At 62.7% G+C, this 19,388-nt stretch carries 20 protein-coding genes and 1 pseudogene; 16 read left to right on the top strand and 5 right to left on the bottom strand.

What is annotated here, in order from left to right:
- Nucleotides 1-3: 3 nt before the first annotated feature.
- Nucleotides 4-606: a glutathione S-transferase family protein gene (locus tag AC3WK8_RS21620; protein WP_103325814.1), complete on the bottom strand. Its 603-nt coding sequence runs from the start codon at nucleotides 604-606 to the stop codon at nucleotides 4-6.
- Between the two features lie 9 nt (nucleotides 607-615).
- Nucleotides 616-999 (bottom strand): annotated as a pseudogene (locus AC3WK8_RS21615) (aminotransferase class I/II-fold pyridoxal phosphate-dependent enzyme); the annotation flags it as partial.
- 210 nt (nucleotides 1,000-1,209) lie between these two features.
- On the opposite strand from AC3WK8_RS21615, the gene AC3WK8_RS21610 reads away from it, so the two are divergent.
- Complete coding sequence (locus AC3WK8_RS21610; protein WP_103325813.1) at nucleotides 1,210-1,653, top strand: MarR family winged helix-turn-helix transcriptional regulator; 444 nt, start codon at nucleotides 1,210-1,212, stop codon at nucleotides 1,651-1,653.
- A gap of 283 nt (nucleotides 1,654-1,936) precedes the next feature.
- Complete coding sequence (locus AC3WK8_RS21605) at nucleotides 1,937-3,286, top strand: NCS2 family permease (protein WP_022640166.1); 1,350 nt, start codon at nucleotides 1,937-1,939, stop codon at nucleotides 3,284-3,286.
- A 163-nt stretch (nucleotides 3,287-3,449) separates the two neighbouring features.
- Here AC3WK8_RS21605 and uraH read toward each other — a convergent pair whose 3' ends face one another.
- The gene (gene uraH / locus AC3WK8_RS21600) at nucleotides 3,450-3,803 is read right to left on the bottom strand and encodes a hydroxyisourate hydrolase (RefSeq protein WP_031320284.1); all 354 of its coding nucleotides are present in this window, start codon (nucleotides 3,801-3,803) and stop codon (nucleotides 3,450-3,452) included.
- Nucleotides 3,804-4,228: 425 nt separating this feature from the next.
- Between uraH and puuE the strand changes: the two genes are divergently transcribed.
- From puuE to AC3WK8_RS21560, 8 genes are all read left to right on the top strand, one after another.
- Nucleotides 4,229-5,155 (top strand): allantoinase PuuE, encoded by a 927-nt coding sequence (gene puuE / locus AC3WK8_RS21595; protein ID WP_085596814.1) that lies wholly within the window; start codon nucleotides 4,229-4,231, stop codon nucleotides 5,153-5,155.
- Nucleotides 5,152-5,667, top strand: coding sequence for a 2-oxo-4-hydroxy-4-carboxy-5-ureidoimidazoline decarboxylase (gene uraD, locus AC3WK8_RS21590; protein WP_022640169.1), 516 nt, complete (start codon nucleotides 5,152-5,154; stop codon nucleotides 5,665-5,667). The genes puuE and uraD overlap by 4 nt, the downstream gene beginning before the upstream one ends.
- Before the next feature lie 295 nt (nucleotides 5,668-5,962).
- On the top strand, nucleotides 5,963-6,466 hold the full coding sequence (locus AC3WK8_RS21585) for an ureidoglycolate lyase (protein WP_022640170.1): 504 nt from the start codon (nucleotides 5,963-5,965) through the stop codon (nucleotides 6,464-6,466).
- A 51-nt stretch (nucleotides 6,467-6,517) separates the two neighbouring features.
- Entirely contained in the window at nucleotides 6,518-7,825 is a 1,308-nt protein-coding gene (locus AC3WK8_RS21580) for a urate hydroxylase PuuD (RefSeq protein ID WP_085596816.1), read from the top strand.
- A gap of 172 nt (nucleotides 7,826-7,997) precedes the next feature.
- On the top strand, nucleotides 7,998-9,356 hold the full coding sequence (locus tag AC3WK8_RS21575) for a nucleobase:cation symporter-2 family protein (protein WP_085596817.1): 1,359 nt from the start codon (nucleotides 7,998-8,000) through the stop codon (nucleotides 9,354-9,356).
- Between the two features lie 126 nt (nucleotides 9,357-9,482).
- Nucleotides 9,483-9,974: a hypothetical protein gene (locus AC3WK8_RS21570; protein WP_143494583.1), complete on the top strand. Its 492-nt coding sequence runs from the start codon at nucleotides 9,483-9,485 to the stop codon at nucleotides 9,972-9,974.
- Nucleotides 9,971-10,756, top strand: coding sequence for an outer membrane protein OmpK (locus tag AC3WK8_RS21565; protein ID WP_085596818.1), 786 nt, complete (start codon nucleotides 9,971-9,973; stop codon nucleotides 10,754-10,756). The genes AC3WK8_RS21570 and AC3WK8_RS21565 overlap by 4 nt, the downstream gene beginning before the upstream one ends.
- A 148-nt stretch (nucleotides 10,757-10,904) precedes the next feature.
- The gene (locus AC3WK8_RS21560) at nucleotides 10,905-11,759 is read left to right on the top strand and encodes a pirin family protein (protein WP_103325812.1); all 855 of its coding nucleotides are present in this window, start codon (nucleotides 10,905-10,907) and stop codon (nucleotides 11,757-11,759) included.
- A 19-nt stretch (nucleotides 11,760-11,778) separates the two neighbouring features.
- On the opposite strand, the gene AC3WK8_RS21555 is transcribed toward AC3WK8_RS21560, so the two are convergent.
- Both AC3WK8_RS21555 and AC3WK8_RS21550 read right to left on the bottom strand, forming a co-directional pair.
- The gene (locus AC3WK8_RS21555) at nucleotides 11,779-12,951 is read right to left on the bottom strand and encodes a patatin-like phospholipase family protein (RefSeq protein WP_085596820.1); all 1,173 of its coding nucleotides are present in this window, start codon (nucleotides 12,949-12,951) and stop codon (nucleotides 11,779-11,781) included.
- A 50-nt stretch (nucleotides 12,952-13,001) separates the two neighbouring features.
- The gene (locus tag AC3WK8_RS21550; RefSeq protein WP_022640175.1) at nucleotides 13,002-13,934 is read right to left on the bottom strand and encodes a lipid A biosynthesis lauroyl acyltransferase; all 933 of its coding nucleotides are present in this window, start codon (nucleotides 13,932-13,934) and stop codon (nucleotides 13,002-13,004) included.
- Between the two features lie 121 nt (nucleotides 13,935-14,055).
- Between AC3WK8_RS21550 and minC the strand changes: the two genes are divergently transcribed.
- From minC to AC3WK8_RS21520, 6 genes are all read left to right on the top strand, one after another.
- Complete coding sequence (minC, locus tag AC3WK8_RS21545; RefSeq protein WP_053133272.1) at nucleotides 14,056-14,793, top strand: septum site-determining protein MinC; 738 nt, start codon at nucleotides 14,056-14,058, stop codon at nucleotides 14,791-14,793.
- Between the two features lie 200 nt (nucleotides 14,794-14,993).
- A complete protein-coding gene (gene minD / locus AC3WK8_RS21540) occupies nucleotides 14,994-15,806 on the top strand; it encodes a septum site-determining protein MinD (protein WP_031320287.1) in 813 nt (270 codons plus the stop codon).
- On the top strand, nucleotides 15,806-16,060 hold the full coding sequence (gene minE, locus AC3WK8_RS21535) for a cell division topological specificity factor MinE (RefSeq protein ID WP_010224188.1): 255 nt from the start codon (nucleotides 15,806-15,808) through the stop codon (nucleotides 16,058-16,060). Before minD ends, minE begins: the two co-directional genes overlap by 1 nt.
- A 90-nt stretch (nucleotides 16,061-16,150) precedes the next feature.
- Nucleotides 16,151-16,786 (top strand): RluA family pseudouridine synthase, encoded by a 636-nt coding sequence (locus AC3WK8_RS21530; protein ID WP_053133275.1) that lies wholly within the window; start codon nucleotides 16,151-16,153, stop codon nucleotides 16,784-16,786.
- 49 nt (nucleotides 16,787-16,835) lie between these two features.
- On the top strand, nucleotides 16,836-17,936 hold the full coding sequence (locus tag AC3WK8_RS21525; protein WP_103325811.1) for a hypothetical protein: 1,101 nt from the start codon (nucleotides 16,836-16,838) through the stop codon (nucleotides 17,934-17,936).
- A 96-nt stretch (nucleotides 17,937-18,032) separates the two neighbouring features.
- Nucleotides 18,033-19,322 carry a M18 family aminopeptidase gene (locus AC3WK8_RS21520; protein ID WP_103325810.1) on the top strand — a complete coding sequence of 430 codons (1,290 nt, stop codon included), beginning with the start codon at nucleotides 18,033-18,035 and terminating at the stop codon, nucleotides 19,320-19,322.
- The last annotated feature ends 66 nt before the right edge of the window (nucleotides 19,323-19,388 follow it).

The raw sequence follows: 19,388 nt of genomic DNA, 5'->3' as shown, positions 1-19,388 counted from the left end.
CGCTCAATCGAACATCGCCACATATCGCGGATGACTCGCCACCCGCTGCATCCAGGCCTGGATCCCGGGATAGCCGGCCAGGTCGAAACCACCCTCATGGGCCACATGGGTGTAGGCATACAGCGCGATGTCGGCAATGGAGTAATGCTCGCCCACCAGGTACGGCGTGCGACTCAGTTGTTTCTCCATCACATCCAGCGCCTTGTAACCACGCTTGTGCAGCTTCAGGTATTCCTCTCGGCGCTCCTCGGGCAAGCCCTCGTAGGCTTTTATGAAACGCGCCACGGCAATGTACGGCTCGTGGCTGTACTGTTCGAAGAACTGCCATTGCAGGACCTGGGTCCGTAGCCGCGGCTCGCTGGGCAGGAATTCACTGCCATCGGCAAGGAAGTTGAGGATCGCGTTGGACTCCCACAGGCAAGTGCCGTCCTCGAGTTCCAGGACCGGGATCTTGCCGTTGGGATTCTTCGCCAGGAATGCCTCGGTCTGGGTATCCCCGCCAAGGATATCCACCGCCTGCCATTCATAAGGCAGCCCCAACAGGTTGAGCATCAGCTTGATCTTGTAGCAGTTGCCTGAACGGTAATCGCCATAAACCTTGTACATGGCCCTCCCCTAGGCTGCCTGTGCAGCCTGTGCTTGACGTATCACGGTGGCCAGCCGCTTGAGGCCCTCGTCCAGCCGCGCCGGATCGATGTGGCTGAAATTCAACCGAAGATGCCCGTGGTTGTGGTCCGGTTCGCTAAAGAACGGCTCACCGGGCATGAAGGCGACATCGCGTTCCAACGCCGCCTTCAGCAAAGTGCGGGTGTCGAGGGGCTGTTTCAAGCTCAGCCAGAAAAACAATCCGCCCGCAGGCACCTGCCAGTGCGCCAAGTCGCTGAAGTGAGCCTGCAAGGCCGCCTCGAAAGCATCACGACGCTGGCGGTAGTAGCTGCGCAGGTCTTGCAGATGCTGCTGGAACCGGTCGCTGCCGATCCACTGCATGGCCTGCCACTGCACCTTGGGCAACATCGCCTCGGCGGGCAGGCCTCCAGCGAACGACATCACCTCCGGAGCTGGGCCGCGACGAGGATTTCATGGATCAGGGAGCTTTTGAGACGCGATACACGTTCGGAGAAGGCCATGGAGTCACCGCTAGCGAAGGGCTGGAAAAATACGTCAAACTGCTTGACCGAAAATTACGCCGACTCTCGCAGATACGTCAATATGCTTGACCTTAAACAGCAATCCTCGCAGCAGATCGCCATGGAAGCCTTCTTCTTCGGCTACCAGGCCTTCACCGCCAAGGCCGACGAAATGCTCCAACGTCGCGGCCTGAGCCGCGTCCATCAACGCATCGTGTTTTTCATCGCTCGCTACCCCGAGTTGAGCGTGAAGGAGTTGCTGGCCCTGCTGGGAGTCAGCAAGCAAGCCTTGAACACTCCCCTGCGCCAACTGTTGGAAATGCACCTGGTGAACAGCGTCACGCCAGCCTGCGATAAGCGCAAACGCCTGCTGCAACTGACCGCCGAAGGCGTGCGCTTCGAACAATCCTTGCGCCGCGAGCAGGTCAAGTTGCTGCAACGGGCCTTTACCGAAGCGGGTGAAGATGCGGTCAATGGCTGGCTGGCGGTCAACCAGGCCCTGGCCGGCAAACCGGCCGACGCCTGACTTCCTGGGCGGGCATCAGCTCCCGGCGCCCGCCTCCTGCCATCTCCCCGTCTTGAGCCCCGATTGCCTGCAAGCTCGATATAGCCGTGCCTGGCAGAGCCTTCGCACACAAGCCAAAAAACATTATTTGCATTCTTTGTATACAAAAGCATAATCGCCAACTGTGAGTTCTTGACCCAAGGGTCAACTAAGCCCACGCGCCTGACCTGCCTCAAAGAGCCGCTGCCCACCCTCGCGTGCCCGGTTCTGGAAAAAACAATAAAACTCTTGAGGAGTACTCGCTGTGGAAAGCCGAAAATCCGAAGCCTCTCCGCTCAACCTCTCGTCATCGCCGAACAGCGGCTGGCTGGAGCGCATCTTCAAACTCAAGTTGCATGGCACCACGGTGAAGACCGAGCTGATCGCCGGCATGACGACCTTCATCACCATGGCCTACATCATCTTCGTCAACCCGAACATCATGGCCGACGCCGGTATCGACCACGGCGCCGCCTTCGTCGCCACCTGCATCTCCGCGGCCCTGGGCTGCCTGTTGATGGGCCTGTACGCCAACTGGCCAGTGGGCCTGGCACCGGGCATGGGGCTCAACGCCTTCTTCACCTACACCGTGGTCGGCACCATGGGTTACCAGTGGGAAACCGCCCTCGGCGCGGTCTTCGTCTCCGGCGTGCTGTTCATGATCCTGACCCTGTCGCGGGTCCGCGAATGGCTGCTCAACAGCATTCCGGCCAGCCTGCGCTTCGCCATGGGCGCCGGGGTCGGGCTGTTCCTCGGCCTGATCGGCCTCAAGACCTCCGGGATCATCGTCGACAGCCCGGCGACCCTGATCAAGCTCGGCTCCCTGCGCGAGCCGGGGCCGCTGCTGGCTGCGGTGTGCTTCCTGATGATCGCCGTGCTCAGCTATCGCCGGGTGTTCGGCGCGATCCTGATCAGCATCATCGCCGTGACCCTGGCCGGCTGGGGCCTGGGCCTGGTGCACTACAACGGCATCCTCTCCCCGCCGCCAAGCCTGGCGCCGACCTGGATGGCCATGGATGTCGCCGGGGTGTTCAACGTCAGCATGATCAGCGTGGTCCTGGCGTTCCTGTTCGTGCACATGTTCGATACCGCCGGCACCCTGATGGGCGTGGCCCAGCGCGCCGGCCTGGTGAACCCTGACGGACGGATCGAGAACCTGTCCCGGGCGCTCAAGGCCGACAGCGCCTCCAGCGTGTTCGGCGCGGTGGTCGGTGTGCCACCGGTCACCAGCTATGTGGAAAGCGCCGCAGGCGTGGCCGCCGGTGGCCGTACCGGCCTGACCGCCATCACCGTGGGCGTGCTGTTCGTGGCGGCGATGTTCTTCGCCCCGCTGGCCGGGATGATCCCCGCCTACGCCACCGCTGGCGCGCTGATTTACGTGGCGATGCTGATGATGGGCGGCATGGCCCATATCGACTGGGAAGAAGCCACTGACAGCATTCCGGCGATCGTCACGGCGATCATGATGCCCCTGACCTTTTCCGTCGCCGACGGGATCGCCCTGGGTTTCATCACCTACGTGGTGCTCAAGGCCGGTACCGGCAGGCACAAGGAAATCTCCATCAGTCTGTACGTGCTGTGTGCGATCTTCATCGCCAAGTTCGTGTTCCTGTAGTTCTCGGCCCTTGTCGCCAAGCCCCGTCCAGTCGGATGGGGCTTTTTCATGGGCGCCCCGGCAACACACCGGCCCGCCCTGGTCGCGGGCAAAAAAAAGCCCGCAGTGTGGGGCGGGCAAGGACCAAAGAAAGCTATTTGCGCAGGATTCTTGGGGGAAAGTCCTAGCTTCCTCGATAGGTCGAATAGCTGTAGGGCGAAATCAGCAGCGGCACGTGGTAGTGATCCTGCTCGGCGCTGATGCCGAAACGCAGCACCACCACATCGAGGAATGCCGGCTCCGGCAACTGCACACCGCGGGCGCGGTAGTAATCGCCGGCGTGGAAGTGCAACTGGTAGACGCCGCTGCGGTACTCATCGCCTTGCAGCAGCGGTGCGTCGCAGCGCCCGTCGCTGTTGGTGACGGCGGTGGCGACCGGTTCCAACTGCGCCCCTTCGACCCGATACAGCTCGATCTTGATGGCGCTGCCAGGGCAGCCGTGTGCGGCATCCAAAACGTGTGTAGTCAAACGTCCCATTGATTCTGCGTGCCTGTTGCGATCGAGCTTCAGGCCTCGCGCCTCCCGGAGTCAGTGAAAGAAAGGGCGGCCATGATCGGCGGCTGGGCAACGAGCATGGCGAGGCCACGATTAAGACACTTTTATCTAAAATTGTACACAATAATAATTGCACTCATCGTCCACTCCAGAGCTACTGTCGGTCGACCGCCGATCAAGACCAAAAGCACGCCGCCTGGCGACTTGCGATTCATAAGCTGACCACTTGGGCAGATTTCTTGCAGGGAGATTGTGCAGCAACAAAAGGGTAAATTTGCAAAAAAACGGGCTTACAAACCGATTATAAACTTGTATACAATCAAGCCATCGCAGTGACGCTCACCTGGCTCTTCCCGGTTTCAGGTCCCGCCACGCCACAGTTACCACGAACAATAAGGAAGACTGCAGTGAGCGCTGACTACCCTCGCGACCTGATCGGTTACGGCTCCAACCCTCCTCACCCTCACTGGCCAGGCAATGCCCGCGTCGCCCTGTCCTTCGTGCTCAATTACGAAGAAGGCGGTGAGCGCAACATCCTTCATGGCGACAAGGAGTCCGAAGCCTTCCTCTCGGAAATGGTCGCCGCCCAGCCCCTGCAGGGCGAGCGCAACATGAGCATGGAATCGCTGTACGAATATGGCAGCCGTGCCGGCGTCTGGCGGATCCTCAAGCTGTTCAAGGAATTCGATATCCCGCTGACCATCTTCGCCGTGGCCATGGCCGCCCAGCGCCATCCGGACGTGATCCGCGCCATGGTCGAGGCCGGCCACGAGATCTGCAGCCACGGCTACCGCTGGATCGACTACCAGTACATGGATGAGGCCCAGGAACGCGAGCACATGCTCGAAGCGATCCGCATCCTCACCGAGATCACCGGCGAACGCCCCCTGGGCTGGTACACCGGGCGCACCGGCCCGAACACCCGGCGCCTGGTGATGGAGGAAGGCGGCTTCCTCTACGACAGCGACACCTACGACGACGACCTGCCCTACTGGGAACCCAACAACCCCACCGGCAAGCCGCACCTGGTGATCCCCTACACCCTGGACACCAACGATATGCGCTTCACCCAGGTGCAGGGTTTCAACAAGGGCGATGACTTCTTCCACTACCTCAAGGACGCCTTCGACGTCTTGTATGCCGAGGGTGCAGAGGCACCGAAGATGCTCTCCATCGGCCTGCACTGTCGCCTGGTTGGACGTCCGGCACGCCTGGCCGCCCTCAAGCGCTTCATCGAGTACGTCAAGGGCCACGAACAGGTGTGGTTCACCCGGCGGGTGGATATCGCCCGTCACTGGCAGCAGGTCCACCCTTGCCAGGGAGCGGCGAAATGACCGCATTCCAGACCCTCAAGCCCTCGACCCTGGACCGCACAGGCTTCATCGAGGCCTTCGCCGACATCTACGAGCATTCCCCATGGGTGGCCGAAAAGGCCCATGACCTGGGCCTGGACGCCTCCATCGACCAGATCGAGGGGCTGCACCAGCGCATGAGCGACATCCTCCTCAGCGCCGACCACGCCCGCCAACTGGCGCTGATCAACGCCCACCCGGACCTCGCCGGCAAGGCCGCGATCCAGGGTGAACTGACCGCGGCCAGCACCAACGAGCAGGCCGGCGCCGGCATCCATCAGTGCACCGCCGAGGAGTTCCAGCGCTTCACCGAACTGAACGATGCCTACAAGGCTAAGTTCCAGTTTCCCTTCATCATGGCGGTGAAGGGCAGCAACCGGCACCAGATCCTCGCCGCCTTCGAAACCCGCATCCACAACTCGGTGGACACCGAGTTCAAGTGCGCCCTGGCGGAAATCAACAAGATCGCCCTGTTCCGCTTGCAGACGCTGTAGCCAGTGGTCGAGGCAGGCCCGGCCTGCCGCGGCAAAACCACCGATAAAGGCTGACAAGAACAATGAACAACCACGCCATATCCTGCCCGCAGCCCGCCACCCGCAAGGGTGCATGCCCGGCTGTCCGGAGCCTCGCCGAACCTCGGGGCCCGCACCTTCGCATCCAGCCGCACCGATTCCCGGACACGAGCCGCGAACAGCCCTGGGCATCCGCCAGGGATGCAGGCTGAAACCGCTCGGTGAGCAGCGCCGGACATGGCCAACAGCAACCCATAGAGAATTCAAGAAGAACAGCATGCGCACATTGACCATTGAGCCCCTGAGCAAAGAAGCCTTCGCCCCTTTCGGAGACGTGATCGAAACCGACGGCAGCGACCACTTCATGATCAACAACGGTTCGACCATGCGCTTCCACCGCCTGGCGACGGTCGAGACCGCCCAGCCGGAGGACCGGGCGATCATCAGCATCTTCCGCGCCGACGCGCTGGAGATGCCGCTCACCATCCGCATGCTGGAACGTCATCCGCTGGGCAGCCAGGCTTTCATCCCGCTGCTCGGCAACCCCTTTCTGATCGTGGTCGCGCCACTTGGCGATGCACCTGTATCAGGTCTCGTCCGCGCCTTTGTCAGTAATGGCAGGCAGGGCATCAACTACCATCGCGGCGTCTGGCACCACCCGGTGCTGACGATCGAAAAGCGGGATGACTTCCTGGTGGTCGATCGCAGTGGTTCTGGCAACAACTGCGATGAGCATTTCTTCAAAGAGGATGAGCGTTTGATCCTCGCCCCCCACCAATAAGAGAAGGCCTGATCCCCCGACAACAAGGGTGACGGGCATGAGGTAAAGACTGTGGAAGCACATCTGTTGGAATGGCTCAACCTGAGCGTGCGCTGGATACACATGATCACCGGTGTGGCCTGGATCGGCGCATCGTTCTACTTCGTCTGGCTGGAGAACAACCTCAATCGCGTCAACCCCAGGAACGGCCTGTCCGGCGATCTCTGGGCGATCCATGGTGGCGGTATCTACCACCTGGAGAAGTACAAGCTGGCACCACCCTCGATGCCGGAGAACCTGCACTGGTTCAAATGGGAAGCCTATTTCACCTGGATGTCGGGGATCGCCCTGCTGTGCCTGGTGTTCTACTGGAACCCGACCCTGTACCTGCTGGCCCCCGGCAGCACCCTGAGCGGTGGCGAGGGCATCGCCATCGGCGTCGGTTCGCTGGTCGCCGGCTGGTTCATCTACGACTTCCTGTGCGATTCGCCGCTGGGCAAGCAACCGGCCCTGCTGGGCCTGGTGCTGTTCGTGCTGATCATCGCCGCCTGCTTCGGCTTCAGCCAGGTGTTCAGCGGTCGCGGTGCCTACCTGCATACCGGGGCGATCATCGGCACCATCATGGTGGGTAACGTGTTCCGCATCATCATGCCGGCCCAGCGCCAGCTGGTAGCGGCCATCGAGGCCAACCAGACGCCGGATCCGGTACTGCCGGCCAAGGGCTTGCTGCGTTCGCGGCACAACAACTACTTCACCCTGCCAGTGCTGTTCATCATGATCAGCAACCACTTCCCGAGCACCTACGGCAGCCAGTACAACTGGTTGATCCTGGCCGGTATCGCGGTGGCGGCGGTGCTGGTTCGCCACTACTTCAACACTCGCCATGACAGCCACAAGTTCGCCTGGACCCTGCCGGTCGCGGCGCTGGGCATGATCTGCCTGGCCTACGTCACCGGCCCGGCCGGCACTCCCGGCACCCCGGAAGTGGCCAAGGCCCCCGCCAAGATCGAGTACCAGCCATTGCCGGAAACCGCCCTGGGCGGGGGTGCCAAGCCAGCCACCCAAGCCTCGGCGCCAGCTCCGGCCGCCAGCGCTCCGGCCCAGGCCGCCAATACCGGGCCGAGCTTCGAGAAGGTCCACAACGTGATCCAGGAACGTTGCGCAGTCTGTCACTCGGCCAAGCCCACCAGCCCGTTGTTCAGCGCCGCGCCAGCCGGGGTGATGTTCGATACCCCCGAGCAGATCCGCTTGCAGGCGGCACGCATCCAGGCCCAGGCCGTCGCCAGCCAGATCATGCCCCTGGGCAACATCACCCAGATGACCCAGCAGGAACGTGAACTGATCGGCGCCTGGATCGCCCAGGGGGCCCAGACCAACTGATCAGCGCCTGGCGCCAGGCCCAGCGGCGAGCAGCTCGCGTCTACAGGATCGGTGCTTCTGTAGGGGCGGGCTGGCTCGCCATCGGCCGATCATGATTTGCCTGTTGCTGCATACCACTACGCCAATGGCGCGGTGGCTAAATCACAAGAATAAAAAAGATCCGAGGTGTTGCATGTCCGATTCATCCGAACAGTGCGTCCCCGATGCGCCAGCCATTCAGCGCTTGCCTTTCCTGCAACTGATCCTGGTCGGCTTGCAGCACGTCCTGCTGATGTATGGCGGCGCGATCGCGGTACCGCTGATCATCGGACAGGCCGCTGGCCTGAGTCGTGAAGAAATCGCCTTCCTGATCAACGCCGACCTGCTGGTGGCCGGCATCGCCACCATCGTCCAGTCCTTCGGCATCGGCCCCATGGGCATTCGCATGCCGGTGATGATGGGCGCCAGTTTCGCCGCCGTGGGCAGCATGGTGGCCATGGCCGGCATGCCCGGCATCGGCCTGCAGGGCATCTTCGGCGCCACCATCGCCGCCGGGTTCTTCGGCATGCTGATCGCGCCCTTCATGTCCAAGGTGGTGCGTTTCTTCCCACCCCTGGTCACCGGCACGGTGATCACCTCGATCGGCTTGTCGCTGTTCCCCGTGGCGGTGAACTGGGCCGGTGGCGGCGGGACCTCGGCACAATTCGGCTCCCCCATCTACCTCATCGTCGCCGGGTTGGTGCTGGGCACCATCCTGCTGATCCACCGCTTCATGCGTGGGTTCTGGGTGAACATTTCCGTGCTGATCGGCATGGGCCTGGGCTACCTGCTTTGCGGCTTGATCGGCATGGTCGACCTCAGCGGCCTGGCCCAGGCGCCCTGGCTACAGGTGGTGACGCCCCTGCACTTCGGCATGCCGCAATTCAACCTGGCCCCCATCCTCTCCATGTGCCTGGTGGTGGTGATCATCTTCGTCGAGTCCACCGGCATGTTCCTGGCCCTGGGCAAGATCACCGGCCAGGAAGTCACGCCGCGCATGCTGCGCCGTGGCCTGTTGTGTGACGCCGGGGCCTCGTTCTTCGCCGGCTTCCTCAATACCTTCACCCATTCCTCGTTCGCCCAGAACATCGGCCTGGTACAGATGACCGGGGTTCGCTGCCGTTCGGTGACCATGGTCGCCGGCGGCTTGCTGATCGTCCTCAGCCTGCTGCCCAAGGCGGCCTTCCTGGTGGCATCGATTCCCCCGGCGGTCCTGGGTGGCGCGGCCATCGCCATGTTCGGCATGGTGGCGGCCACCGGGATCAAGATCCTCCAGGAGGCCGACATCGCCGACCGGCGCAACCAGTTGCTGGTGGCGGTGAGCATCGGCATGGGCCTGATCCCGGTGGTACGCCCGGAGTTCTTCGCCCACCTGCCGCTGTGGATGAGCCCCATCACCCACAGCGGCATCGCCATGGCCACCTTGAGCGCCCTGCTGCTGAACCTGCTGTTCAACATCCTTGGCGGTGCCGAACGAGTCACCGACAGCCACCGGCAAGTCCACCAGCATTGAACGACCCGGGCGCCAGGTTGGCGCCCGAGCATGCCCTGAACCGATACCGCAGCCACGGCCCACCCTGGGCCCAGCGCTGCCTGCACCGCTGCGCCTTGATAACAAGAACAACCAGGGAGCACCACCATGCAGACTGCCCGCAGTTACCCAGTGGCCCCCATTCCCCGGGCGCCACGCAGCCAGGCCGCCAACGGTCATGGCCCTGCCATTCCCCATCCTTGCGAGCCGGTGGCCAGACCTGGCGCCCGGCCTGCCCCAGCGTGGCTGCAAGTACAGCGCTGTGCCGTACTTGAGCGCCGCCGTGGGAGCCAGTATTCTCCGCGGCCGCGCAACTCCGAGGTAAAAAAAAGCCCGGACGAAAAACCTGACCTGAAAGCCAACTTATCCCGGCCCAGGCAGGTATCAAGGCGCAGGAATCAAAGCACAAGAACCCTCTGCCGACTGTATCGCTACAGCCGGGCGATGGTTCTTTCGCTTTTTTCGGCCTTGCCACAGCAGCCGTTAAAAGCGGCCGAGCTGAGCGATCGGACAGTGTTCGAAGCAAAGAAAAAAGGCGCCACACCAGAGCGCCAGATCAAAAAAAACATTGAAACACCTACTTTGGGAGCAACCGAATGAAACCTGTGAGCACACGCCTGATGCTGGCCGCCGGCCTGCTGGCCGGGAGCCAGGCCATGGCCGGGGACCTGCTGCAATGGCAGAACAACAGCCTGACCTACCTGTACGGCAAGGACTTCAAGATCAACCCGCAGATCCAGCAGACCGTGACCTTCGAGCACGCCGACGCCTGGAAGTACGGGGACAACTTCTTCTTCCTCGACCGCATCTTCTATAACGGCAAGAAAGACGGCAACGTCGGCCCGAACACCTACTACGGCGAGTTCACCCCGCGTCTTTCGTTCGGCAAGATCTTCGACCAGAAGCTGGAATTCGGCCCGATCAAGGATGTGCTCCTGGCCTTCACCTATGAATTCGGCGAAGGCGACAACGAGTCCTACCTGGTAGGTCCCGGTTTCGACCTGGCGGTACCCGGCTTCGACTACTTCCAGCTCAACTTCTACCAGCGCCACACCGAAGGCAGCCGCCCGGGCGACAACGTCTGGCAGATCACCCCGGTGTGGTCCTACACCATTCCCGTGGGCCGCTCGGACATCCTGATCGACGGCTACATGGACTGGGTCGTGGACAACGACCGCAATTCCAAGGGCACCTACCACGCCAACCTGCACTTCAATCCACAGGTCAAGTACGACCTGGGCAAGGCATTGAACTGGGGCGCCAAGCAGCTGTACGTCGGTTTCGAGTACGACTACTGGAAGAACAAGTACGGCGTCCAGGACTCTCGCGCCTTCGAGACCAACCAGGACACCGCCAGCCTGCTGGTCAAGTACCACTTCTAAGCGGCATGCCGGGTGCTGCCTCCGATGGCTGGAGGCAGCACGCAAAATATCGACCAATTCGATAAAACCAGCGCACATTTCGCAACCATCGATCGATGAGACAGGCATAACATCCCGCTCATTCCACTTATCGACCAGGAGTTGCTCCATGACCCAACTGCGCAAGGTACTCAGCGTCCATAGCGGCCAGCCCGCATCCGACGGTGCCGGAGTGAAACTGACCCGGGTCTTCGGTGGCCATGGCGTCGAACGCTTCGATCCGTTCCTGATGCTCGACGAATTCGGTTCACAAAACCCCGACGACTACATCGCCGGCTTCCCGCCCCACCCGCACCGTGGCTTCGAGACCGTGACCTACATGCTCGAAGGCCGCATGCGCCATGAAGACCACCTGGGCAACGTCGGCCTGCTGCAAAGCGGCGGCGTGCAGTGGATGACCGCTGCCAAGGGCATCATCCACAGCGAGATGCCGGAACAGGAACAAGGCGTGATGCGCGGCTTCCAGTTGTGGCTGAATCTGCCGGGCCGGCACAAGCTCGATCCGGCCGCCTATCGTGATATCCAGCCCCAGGACATCCCGCGGCTGACCACGGCTGGTGGGGTCGAGGCGGTGGTGATCGCCGGACGCTTCGACGATGGTCACAGCCAGCAGGCCGGAGCAGTGGAGCGCCCCCATACCGAACCGCATTACTTCGACCTGCACCTGCCGGCCGGAGCCTCGGTCAGTCCACGACTGCCGGCGGGACACAGAGTGTTGCTGTACGTCTATGAAGGTTCGATCGAGTTGCCGGGGCACCCGCAGAGCATCGCCAGCAGCCGCCTGGTACGCCTGGCCGACGAAGGTGAGCTGCGCCTGGACAGCCGGGCGGGCGCCCGGGTGCTGCTGATCGCCGGCAAGCCCCTGGGAGAACCGGTGGTGCAGTACGGCCCTTTCGTGATGAATAGCCGGGAGGAGATCGAGCAGGCCCTGCGGGATTTTCGCGATGACCGCCTGACCGACTGAGGCTCGCAGGCCAGGGGTTTCAGGCCGGGGCCAGGGCCTTGCGCAAACCGAGGAAACGCACCAGCTCCCCAGCCTTGGCCAGGGCGTCGCTGCGGCCCAGCTCGATCAACTCGCTGCAGTAGGCTGCCTCGAACAGCAGGTAGCTCAGCACCCCGGCACCACTGGTACGGGTCGCCCCCGGCCCGCGCAGGAACAGGCGCAAGGCCGCCGGCAATTCGTGGCGGTGACGCGCGGCGATCTCGTCGATCGGCTGGCTGGGGGCGATCACCAGCACCTCCACCGGGGCGATGCCCAAGCCACTTTCGCTGGCGCCGCCCGGTACCAGTCGGGTGAAGTGATTGAGCCGCTCGAGCAGTTCGATGTCGCTTTCCAGGCTGTCGATGAAGGTGCTGTTGAGCATGTGGCCGCCGATCTGCGCCAGGGTCGGCTCCTGGCCGGTGTAGGTACGCTCCACGAGACTCTGCGGGTCGTTGCTCCGAGGGTTGCCGCTGACCCCGACCACCAGTACCCGGCTGGCGCCCAGGTGCAGGGCCGGGCTGATGGGCGCCGACTGGCGCACCGCACCATCGCCGAAGTACTCCTGCTGCAGCTTCACCGGGGCGAACAGCAGTGGAATGGCCGAACTGGCCAGCAGGTGATCCACCGTCAAGCGCGTGGGAAGACCGATCCGCCGGTGCCGCAGCCAGGGGTCGATCACTCCGCCGCCCTGGTAGAAGGTCACCGCCTGGCCGGATTCATAACCGAAAGCCGTGACCGCCACCGCGTGCAGTTGCCCCAGGGCGATGGCCTCGTCGATCCCCGCGAGCTGCATGTGCTGGTCGAGCAGATCGCGTAGCGGCGAGCTGTTGATCAACGCCACCGGCACCTGGGAACCCAGGCCCAGCAGGCTGTGGCCAACGAAGCGGCTGGCCTGGCGAATCACTCCCGGCCAATCGCTGCGCATCACCTGGTGACTGCGAAAGTTGCCCCAGAACGTTGTCAGGCGCTCGATCGCCGCCGAGAAATTACTGGCACCACTGGCCAGGCTGACCGCATTGATCGCGCCGGCGGAAGTGCCGACGATCACCGGGAACGGATTACGCGCCCCGGGCCCCAGCAATTCGGCGATCGCCGACAACACCCCCACCTGGTAGGCCGCTCGGGCCCCACCGCCGGAAAGAATCAAACCTGTGACCGGTTGCACCGCACTCATCAATCCACTCCATCCATGACGCCTTGGGGGCGCTAGTCACTGTCGGGGAATCAACCGCGTTTCGGGTAAAGCCGGGGCTCGCCTGGCGGACGGCTCTTGAAACGCCGGTGGGCCCACAGGTACTGCTCGGGGCAGGCACGCAGCGCGCTCTCGACCCACTGGTTGATCCGCAGGCAATCCGCTTCTTCGCTGGCGCCTGGGAAGTCCGTCATCGGCGGATGGATCACCAGCCGATAACCGCTGCCATCGGCCAGGCGCTCCTGGGTGAACGGTACCACCAGCGCCTTGCCCAGGCGGGCGAACTTGGTGGTGGCGGTGACCGTGGCGGCCTGGATGCCGAATAGCGGCACGAACAGGCTCTGCTTGGCGCCGTAGTCTTGATCCGGCGCGTACCAGATGGCGCGACCGGAGCGCAGCAGCTTGAGCATGCCGCGTACGTCCTCGCGCTCCACCGCCAGTGAGTCGAGGTTGTGTCGCTCACGGCCACGACGCTGGATGAAGTCGAACAGCGGGTTCTTGTGCTCGCGGTACATGCCATCGATGGTGTGCTGCTGGCCCAGCAGGGCCGCGCCGATTTCCAGGGTGGTGAAGTGCAGGGCCATGAGGATCACTCCCTGCCCTTCGCGCTGGGCTTGCCTCAAGTGCTCCAGCCCCTCGACATGGGCCAGGCGTGCCAGGCGCGGTTTGGACCACCACCAGCTCATGGCCATCTCGAAGAAGGCGATGCCGGTGGACGCGAAGTTCTCCTTGAGCAGGCGCTTGCGCTCCTGGGCGGACTTTTCCGGGAAGCACAGCTCCAGGTTGCGCTGGGCGATCCGCCGGCGCTCACCGGCGACCCGGTACATCAGGGCTCCCAGGGCGCGACCGATCAGCAGTAATAAAGGATAGGGCAGCTGGACGACCAGCCATAACACCCCGAGACCCAGCCACAGCGGCCAAAAGCGAGGATGAAGGAATGCAGCTCGAAAACGCGGGCGATCCATTACAGATTCCGGACAGACAACAAGGTCGCGCATTCTACAACGGTTCGACCTGGCTTGCGGCCCGCGGGCGTTCTCGTTATAAGTCTCGGCACTTTTAGTGACAAGCCGCCCCCTGCAGACCATGAGCCAAACCGAATTGCTAGACCAAGATCCTGTCTTCCAGTTAAAGGGCAGCATGCTCGCCATCACTGTGCTGGAGCTGGCCCGCAACGACCTGGAAGGTCTCGATCGCCAGCTGGCCGCCAAGGTCGCCCAGGCCCCGAACTTCTTCAGCAATGCCCCACTGGTACTGGCCCTGGACAAGCTGCCCGCCGCCGAAGGCTCGGTGGACCTGCCCGGGCTGATGCGCGTCTGCCGTCATCACGGCCTGCGGACCCTGGCCATCCGCGCCAGCCGCATCGAGGACATCGCTGCGGCGATCGCCGTGGACCTGCCGGTACTGCCCCCTTCCGGAGCCCGGGAACGGCCACTGGAGCCACCGGAAAGCGAAGTCCGCAAGGCGCCGGAAAAGCCCCCTGAACCCACGGTCAAGCCGACCCGCATCATCACCTCGCCAGTACGTGGTGGCCAGCAGATCTACGCCCAGGGTGGCGACCTGGTGGTGGTGTCCTCGGTCAGCCCCGGTGCGGAACTTCTCGCCGATGGCAATATCCATGTATACGGCCCGATGCGTGGCCGAGCCCTGGCCGGTGTCAAGGGCGACACCAAGGCACGGATTTTCTGCCAGCAACTGAGCGCCGAACTGATCTCCATCGCGGGCCAGTACAAGGTCTCCGAGGACCTGCGGCGCGACCCCCTGTGGGGCTCTGGAGTCCAGGTCAGCCTGTCGGGTGACGTGTTGAACATCATCCGTCTTTAACGGATACTGCCGCATTTTCCAAGCATCTCTAAAACGTAGCGAATACGGCTCAAACGAAGTGGGAAATTGGCAATAAGCAGCGTTTATCGAAGATAAACCCTGCCACTGACCGAGCTCCAGCCAAGGCTGTCCGACTGCAGTAGTTTTCAAGAGATGTTTTTCAGGGACCCAAAGTCCTTTTTCCTTAGGGGTGAAACACCTTGGCCAAGATTCTCGTTGTTACATCCGGCAAGGGTGGTGTGGGTAAAACCACCACCAGCGCCGCTATCGGTACCGGCCTCGCTCTGCGTGGCCACAAGACTGTCATCGTCGACTTCGACGTCGGCCTGCGTAACCTCGACCTGATCATGGGCTGCGAGCGTCGCGTGGTATATGACTTCGTCAACGTGGTGAATGGCGAAGCCAACCTGCAACAAGCCCTGATCAAAGACAAGCGCCTGGAAAACCTCTACGTGCTGGCCGCCAGCCAGACCCGCGACAAGGATGCCCTGACCCAGGAAGGCGTGGAGAAAGTCCTGATGGAGCTCAAGGAGTCCTTCGACTTCGTGGTCTGCGACTCCCCGGCCGGCATCGAAAAAGGCGCCCACCTGGCCATGTACTTCGCTGACGAAGCGATCGTCGTGACCAACCCGGAAGTATCCTCGGTCCGTGACTCCGACCGCATGCTGGGCCTGCTGGCCAGCAAATCGCGTCGTGCGGAAAAAGGCGAGGAGCCGATCCAGGAACACCTGCTGATCACCCGCTACCACCCCGAGCGTGTCGAGAAAGGCGAAATGCTCGGCGTCGAAGACGTCAAGGAAATCCTCGCCGTCCGCCTGCTGGGCGTGATCCCGGAATCCCAGGCGGTACTGAAAGCCTCCAACCAGGGTATCCCTGTCATCCTCGACGACCAGAGCGATGCCGGCCAAGCCTACAGCGATACTGTCGATCGCTTGCTGGGCAAGGAAAAAGAACACCGGTTCCTGAATGTCGAGAAGAAGGGATTCTTCGAGCGCCTGTTTGGAGGTAGATAATGAATCTTTTCGACTTCTTTCGTGCCAGCAAAAAGGTCAGTACCGCGTCGGTAGCGAAAGAGCGTCTACAGATCATCGTGGCGCATGAACGCGGCCAGCGCAGCACCCCGGATTACTTGCCCGCCTTGCAGAAGGAACTGGTGGAAGTGATCCGCAAGTACGTCAATATCGGGTCCGATGATGTGCAGGTCGCCCTGGAAAACCAGGGTAGCTGCTCGATCCTTGAACTCAACATCACTCTGCCTGATCGCTGATCGACCGGGCGGAAACCACGGCGGCTCGCGGGCCTCATGCATGCATGGGGTCGGCGAGCCGCCGTTGGCGTTTGTTACGAGACTGTTTTGATGCCGTTGTCCAATATCCACATCCTGTACCAGGATGCCGCCATTCTGGTGGTGAACAAACCTACCCTGCTGCTTTCGGTGCCCGGTCGCGCCGACGACAACAAGGACTGCCTGATCACCCGCCTGCAGGAAAACGGCTATCCCGAAGCCCGCATCGTCCACCGCCTGGACTGGGAAACCTCAGGGATCATTCTCCTGGCCCGGGACCCGGACACCCATCGCGAACTGTCCCGGCAGTTTCATGACCGTGAAACCGAAAAAGCCTATACCGCCCTGTGCTGGGGCCAGCCGGAACTGGACAGCGGCAGTATCGACTTGCCCCTGCGCTATGACCCGCCGACCAAGCCACGGCACGTGGTGGACCACGAGCAGGGCAAGCACGCCTTGACCTTCTGGCGCGTGTTGGAGCGCTGCGGCGACTGGTGCCGTGTCGAGTTGACCCCTATCACCGGCCGCTCCCACCAGTTGCGAGTGCATATGCTGTCGATCGGCCACCCATTGCTGGGCGACGGTCTCTACGCCCATCCCCAGGCCCTGGCCGCCTGGCCGCGCCTATGCCTGCATGCAAGCATGCTGGCCTTCACCCACCCCCAGACCGGCGAGCGCCTGCGCTTCGAATGCCCTGCCCCGTTCTGACAACACCCGATTCTCCAGCGCCTATCCAGAAGTAAGGACACTCGAAACGATGACGTTCCCTGCAGTACCGTCTCCCCGCAACACAGAGAAAACACCGCAGCAACTGCTCTACCTGGTCTACGGCAGCAATGCGGTCTACCGGCGCGAAGTCAAGTTCAGCATCCTCACCGCCCTCAGCCACTTGAGGAGCAGCGAATCGCTGTGCATCAGGATCATGACCGACCGGCCAGAAGACTATGCCGGCTGGCCCGTGGATACTGTCGCCCTGGATGAGCAGACCCTGCAGCAATGGCAAGGCCAGAACGGCTATCACCATCGACGCAAGGCCTGCGCTATCGCCAGTGGCTTGCAACTTGCTGAGAAGACTCTGTTCGTCGATACCGACACCCTGTTCTTGAAGAACCCACATCTGCTGTTCAAGCAGATCAGCCCTCAGCGTTACCTGATGGACTGCTTCGAATATCACTGGCGAGACGTCAGCAAGCGCCCGGTCTACCACAAGCTCGGCCAGTGCCTGAAACCCCACGGCATCGAACCTGACAGCGACTTCCGGCTGTATAACAGTGGACTGTGCGGCCTCACCGACAGCGACTTGCCGATGCTGGAAAGGGCCATCGAACTGATCGACGAGTGGACCCGCGAGCCTTTCGAGATCCATACCATCGAACAAGTCGCGCTGTCGTTCACCATGCGCGGCAAGCCGGTGCAGGAAGCCAGGAAACACGTTTATCACTACTTCGCGGCGAAACGCTTCTTCCATGCCATGCAGGCGCACTTCTTTGCCTTGCACGGCGAGGACTATCGCCCCGAGCTGATCAAGCTGTGCCAGGAAATGCCCCGGAGCAAACCCCTGCCGCATCTGTGGCAGCGACTGCGGATCAAGTGGCGGTTGCGCAAGCTCAAAGGGGGACAGAAAAAGATCGGCCGCGACGTGCTCTACGGCAGCTCGCTGTCCGATGCGCCGTATCATTCGGCGTGCCGGCATGCCTGGTGGGAATGCGCATCTCGTGAAATCGGCCGCTGGGACGAACAGCAACAGCAAGCCATGCTGGCCCTCGAGGACGGCGCCTGGCCGGAGCACCTGCCTATGCCCGAGCGCCGGGAAGACCACCAAGCCATTCTCGGCTACCTGCGCCAGCCTATCGCCTGAGGCACCCACCCACAGGATGGGCAAGCAGCACAATGCTCTTGCCCATAGCCCCTGCCCAATACGTTAAACTCGCGCCACTGCTGTCTGGAGCTACTTATGCGCGAAGAGCTGAACCAAGGCCTGATCGACTTCCTCAAGGCCTCCCCTACCCCTTTCCATGCCACTGCCAGCCTGGTTCAACGCCTGGAAGCAGCAGGCTACCAGCGCCTGGACGAGCGCGAGCCGTGGGCCACCGAAGCCAATGGCCGCTACTACGTCACGCGCAACGACTCCTCCATCGTCGCGATCAAGCTGGGTCGGCACTCCCCCCTGCACGGCGGCATCCGCATGGTGGGCGCCCACACCGACAGCCCGTGCCTACGGGTCAAGCCCCAACCAGAGCTGCAACGCCAGGGCTTCTGGCAACTGGGCGTGGAAGTCTACGGCGGCGCATTGCTTGCCCCCTGGTTCGACCGCGACCTGTCCCTGGCCGGCCGGGTGACCTTCCGCCGCGATGGCAAGGTGGAAAGCCAACTGATCGACTTCAAGGCGCCGATCGCGGTCATTCCCAACCTGGCCATCCACCTCAACCGTGAAGCCAACCAGGGTTGGGCCATCAACGCGCAGAACGAACTGCCACCGATCCTCGCCCAGTTCGCCGGCGACGAGCGCGTGGATTTCCGTGCCGTACTGACCGACCAGTTGGCCCGTGAGCACGGCCTGAACGCCGACGTGGTGCTGGACTACGAACTGAGCTTCTACGATACCCAGGGCGCGGCGGTGATCGGCCTGCACGAGGACTTCATCGCCGGCGCGCGCCTGGACAACCTGCTGTCCTGCTACGCCGGCCTGCAGGCCCTGCTCAATGCCGACAGCGACGAAACCTGCGTGCTGGTGTGCAACGACCATGAGGAAGTCGGCTCCTGCTCGGCCTGCGGCGCCGACGGCCCGATGCTCGAGCAGACCCTGCGCCGCTTGCTGCCCGAGGGCGACGAGTTCGTGCGCACCATCCAGAAGTCGCTGCTGGTTTCCGCCGACAACGCCCACGGAGTCCACCCCAACTACGCCGACAAGCACGACGCCAACCACGGCCCCAAGCTCAACGCCGGCCCGGTGATCAAGGTCAACAGCAACCAGCGCTACGCCACCAACAGCGAAACCGCCGGTTTCTTCCGTCACCTGTGCATGGCCGAAGAGGTGCCGGTGCAGAGTTTCGTGGTACGCAGCGACATGGGCTGCGGCTCGACCATCGGCCCGATCACCGCCAGCCACCTGGGCGTGCGCACCGTCGATATCGGCCTGCCGACCTTCGCCATGCACTCGATCCGCGAGCTGTGCGGCAGCCACGACCTGGCCCACCTGGTCAAGGTGCTGAGCGCCTTCTACGCCAGCCAAGAGCTGCCTTAAACCACCAACCGCTGCTGGCACAGGCACCTGCGCCTGCGCCTGCGCCAGCACGGCCCCGGTCCCGGC

This window comes from Pseudomonas sp. FW507-12TSA (assembly GCF_058781435.1).
The sequence above is the reverse complement of the archived record's forward strand: the minus strand, read 5'-3'. Positions and strand labels throughout refer to the sequence as shown.

Excerpts from the sequence above, each read along its gene's own strand:
- AC3WK8_RS21610 (WP_103325813.1), top strand. The coding sequence starts at position 1,210 with ATGCTTGACCTTAAACAGCAATCCTCGCAGCAGATCGCCATGGAAGCC.
- AC3WK8_RS21530 (WP_053133275.1), top strand. The coding sequence starts at position 16,151 with ATGCCGTTGTCCAATATCCACATCCTGTACCAGGATGCCGCCATTCTG.
- AC3WK8_RS21525 (WP_103325811.1), top strand. The coding sequence starts at position 16,836 with ATGACGTTCCCTGCAGTACCGTCTCCCCGCAACACAGAGAAAACACCG.
- AC3WK8_RS21620 (WP_103325814.1), bottom strand. The coding sequence starts at position 606 with ATGTACAAGGTTTATGGCGATTACCGTTCAGGCAACTGCTACAAGATC.
- AC3WK8_RS21575 (WP_085596817.1), top strand. The coding sequence starts at position 7,998 with ATGTCCGATTCATCCGAACAGTGCGTCCCCGATGCGCCAGCCATTCAG.
- AC3WK8_RS21585 (WP_022640170.1), top strand. The coding sequence starts at position 5,963 with ATGCGCACATTGACCATTGAGCCCCTGAGCAAAGAAGCCTTCGCCCCT.
- minC (WP_053133272.1), top strand. The coding sequence starts at position 14,056 with ATGAGCCAAACCGAATTGCTAGACCAAGATCCTGTCTTCCAGTTAAAG.
- uraH (WP_031320284.1), bottom strand. The coding sequence starts at position 3,803 with ATGGGACGTTTGACTACACACGTTTTGGATGCCGCACACGGCTGCCCT.
- AC3WK8_RS21570 (WP_143494583.1), top strand. The coding sequence starts at position 9,483 with ATGCAGACTGCCCGCAGTTACCCAGTGGCCCCCATTCCCCGGGCGCCA.
- minE (WP_010224188.1), top strand. The coding sequence starts at position 15,806 with ATGAATCTTTTCGACTTCTTTCGTGCCAGCAAAAAGGTCAGTACCGCG.
- AC3WK8_RS21520 (WP_103325810.1), top strand. The coding sequence starts at position 18,033 with ATGCGCGAAGAGCTGAACCAAGGCCTGATCGACTTCCTCAAGGCCTCC.
- AC3WK8_RS21550 (WP_022640175.1), bottom strand. The coding sequence starts at position 13,934 with ATGGATCGCCCGCGTTTTCGAGCTGCATTCCTTCATCCTCGCTTTTGG.
- uraD (WP_022640169.1), top strand. The coding sequence starts at position 5,152 with ATGACCGCATTCCAGACCCTCAAGCCCTCGACCCTGGACCGCACAGGC.
- AC3WK8_RS21555 (WP_085596820.1), bottom strand. The coding sequence starts at position 12,951 with ATGAGTGCGGTGCAACCGGTCACAGGTTTGATTCTTTCCGGCGGTGGG.
- AC3WK8_RS21560 (WP_103325812.1), top strand. The coding sequence starts at position 10,905 with ATGACCCAACTGCGCAAGGTACTCAGCGTCCATAGCGGCCAGCCCGCA.
- AC3WK8_RS21565 (WP_085596818.1), top strand. The coding sequence starts at position 9,971 with ATGAAACCTGTGAGCACACGCCTGATGCTGGCCGCCGGCCTGCTGGCC.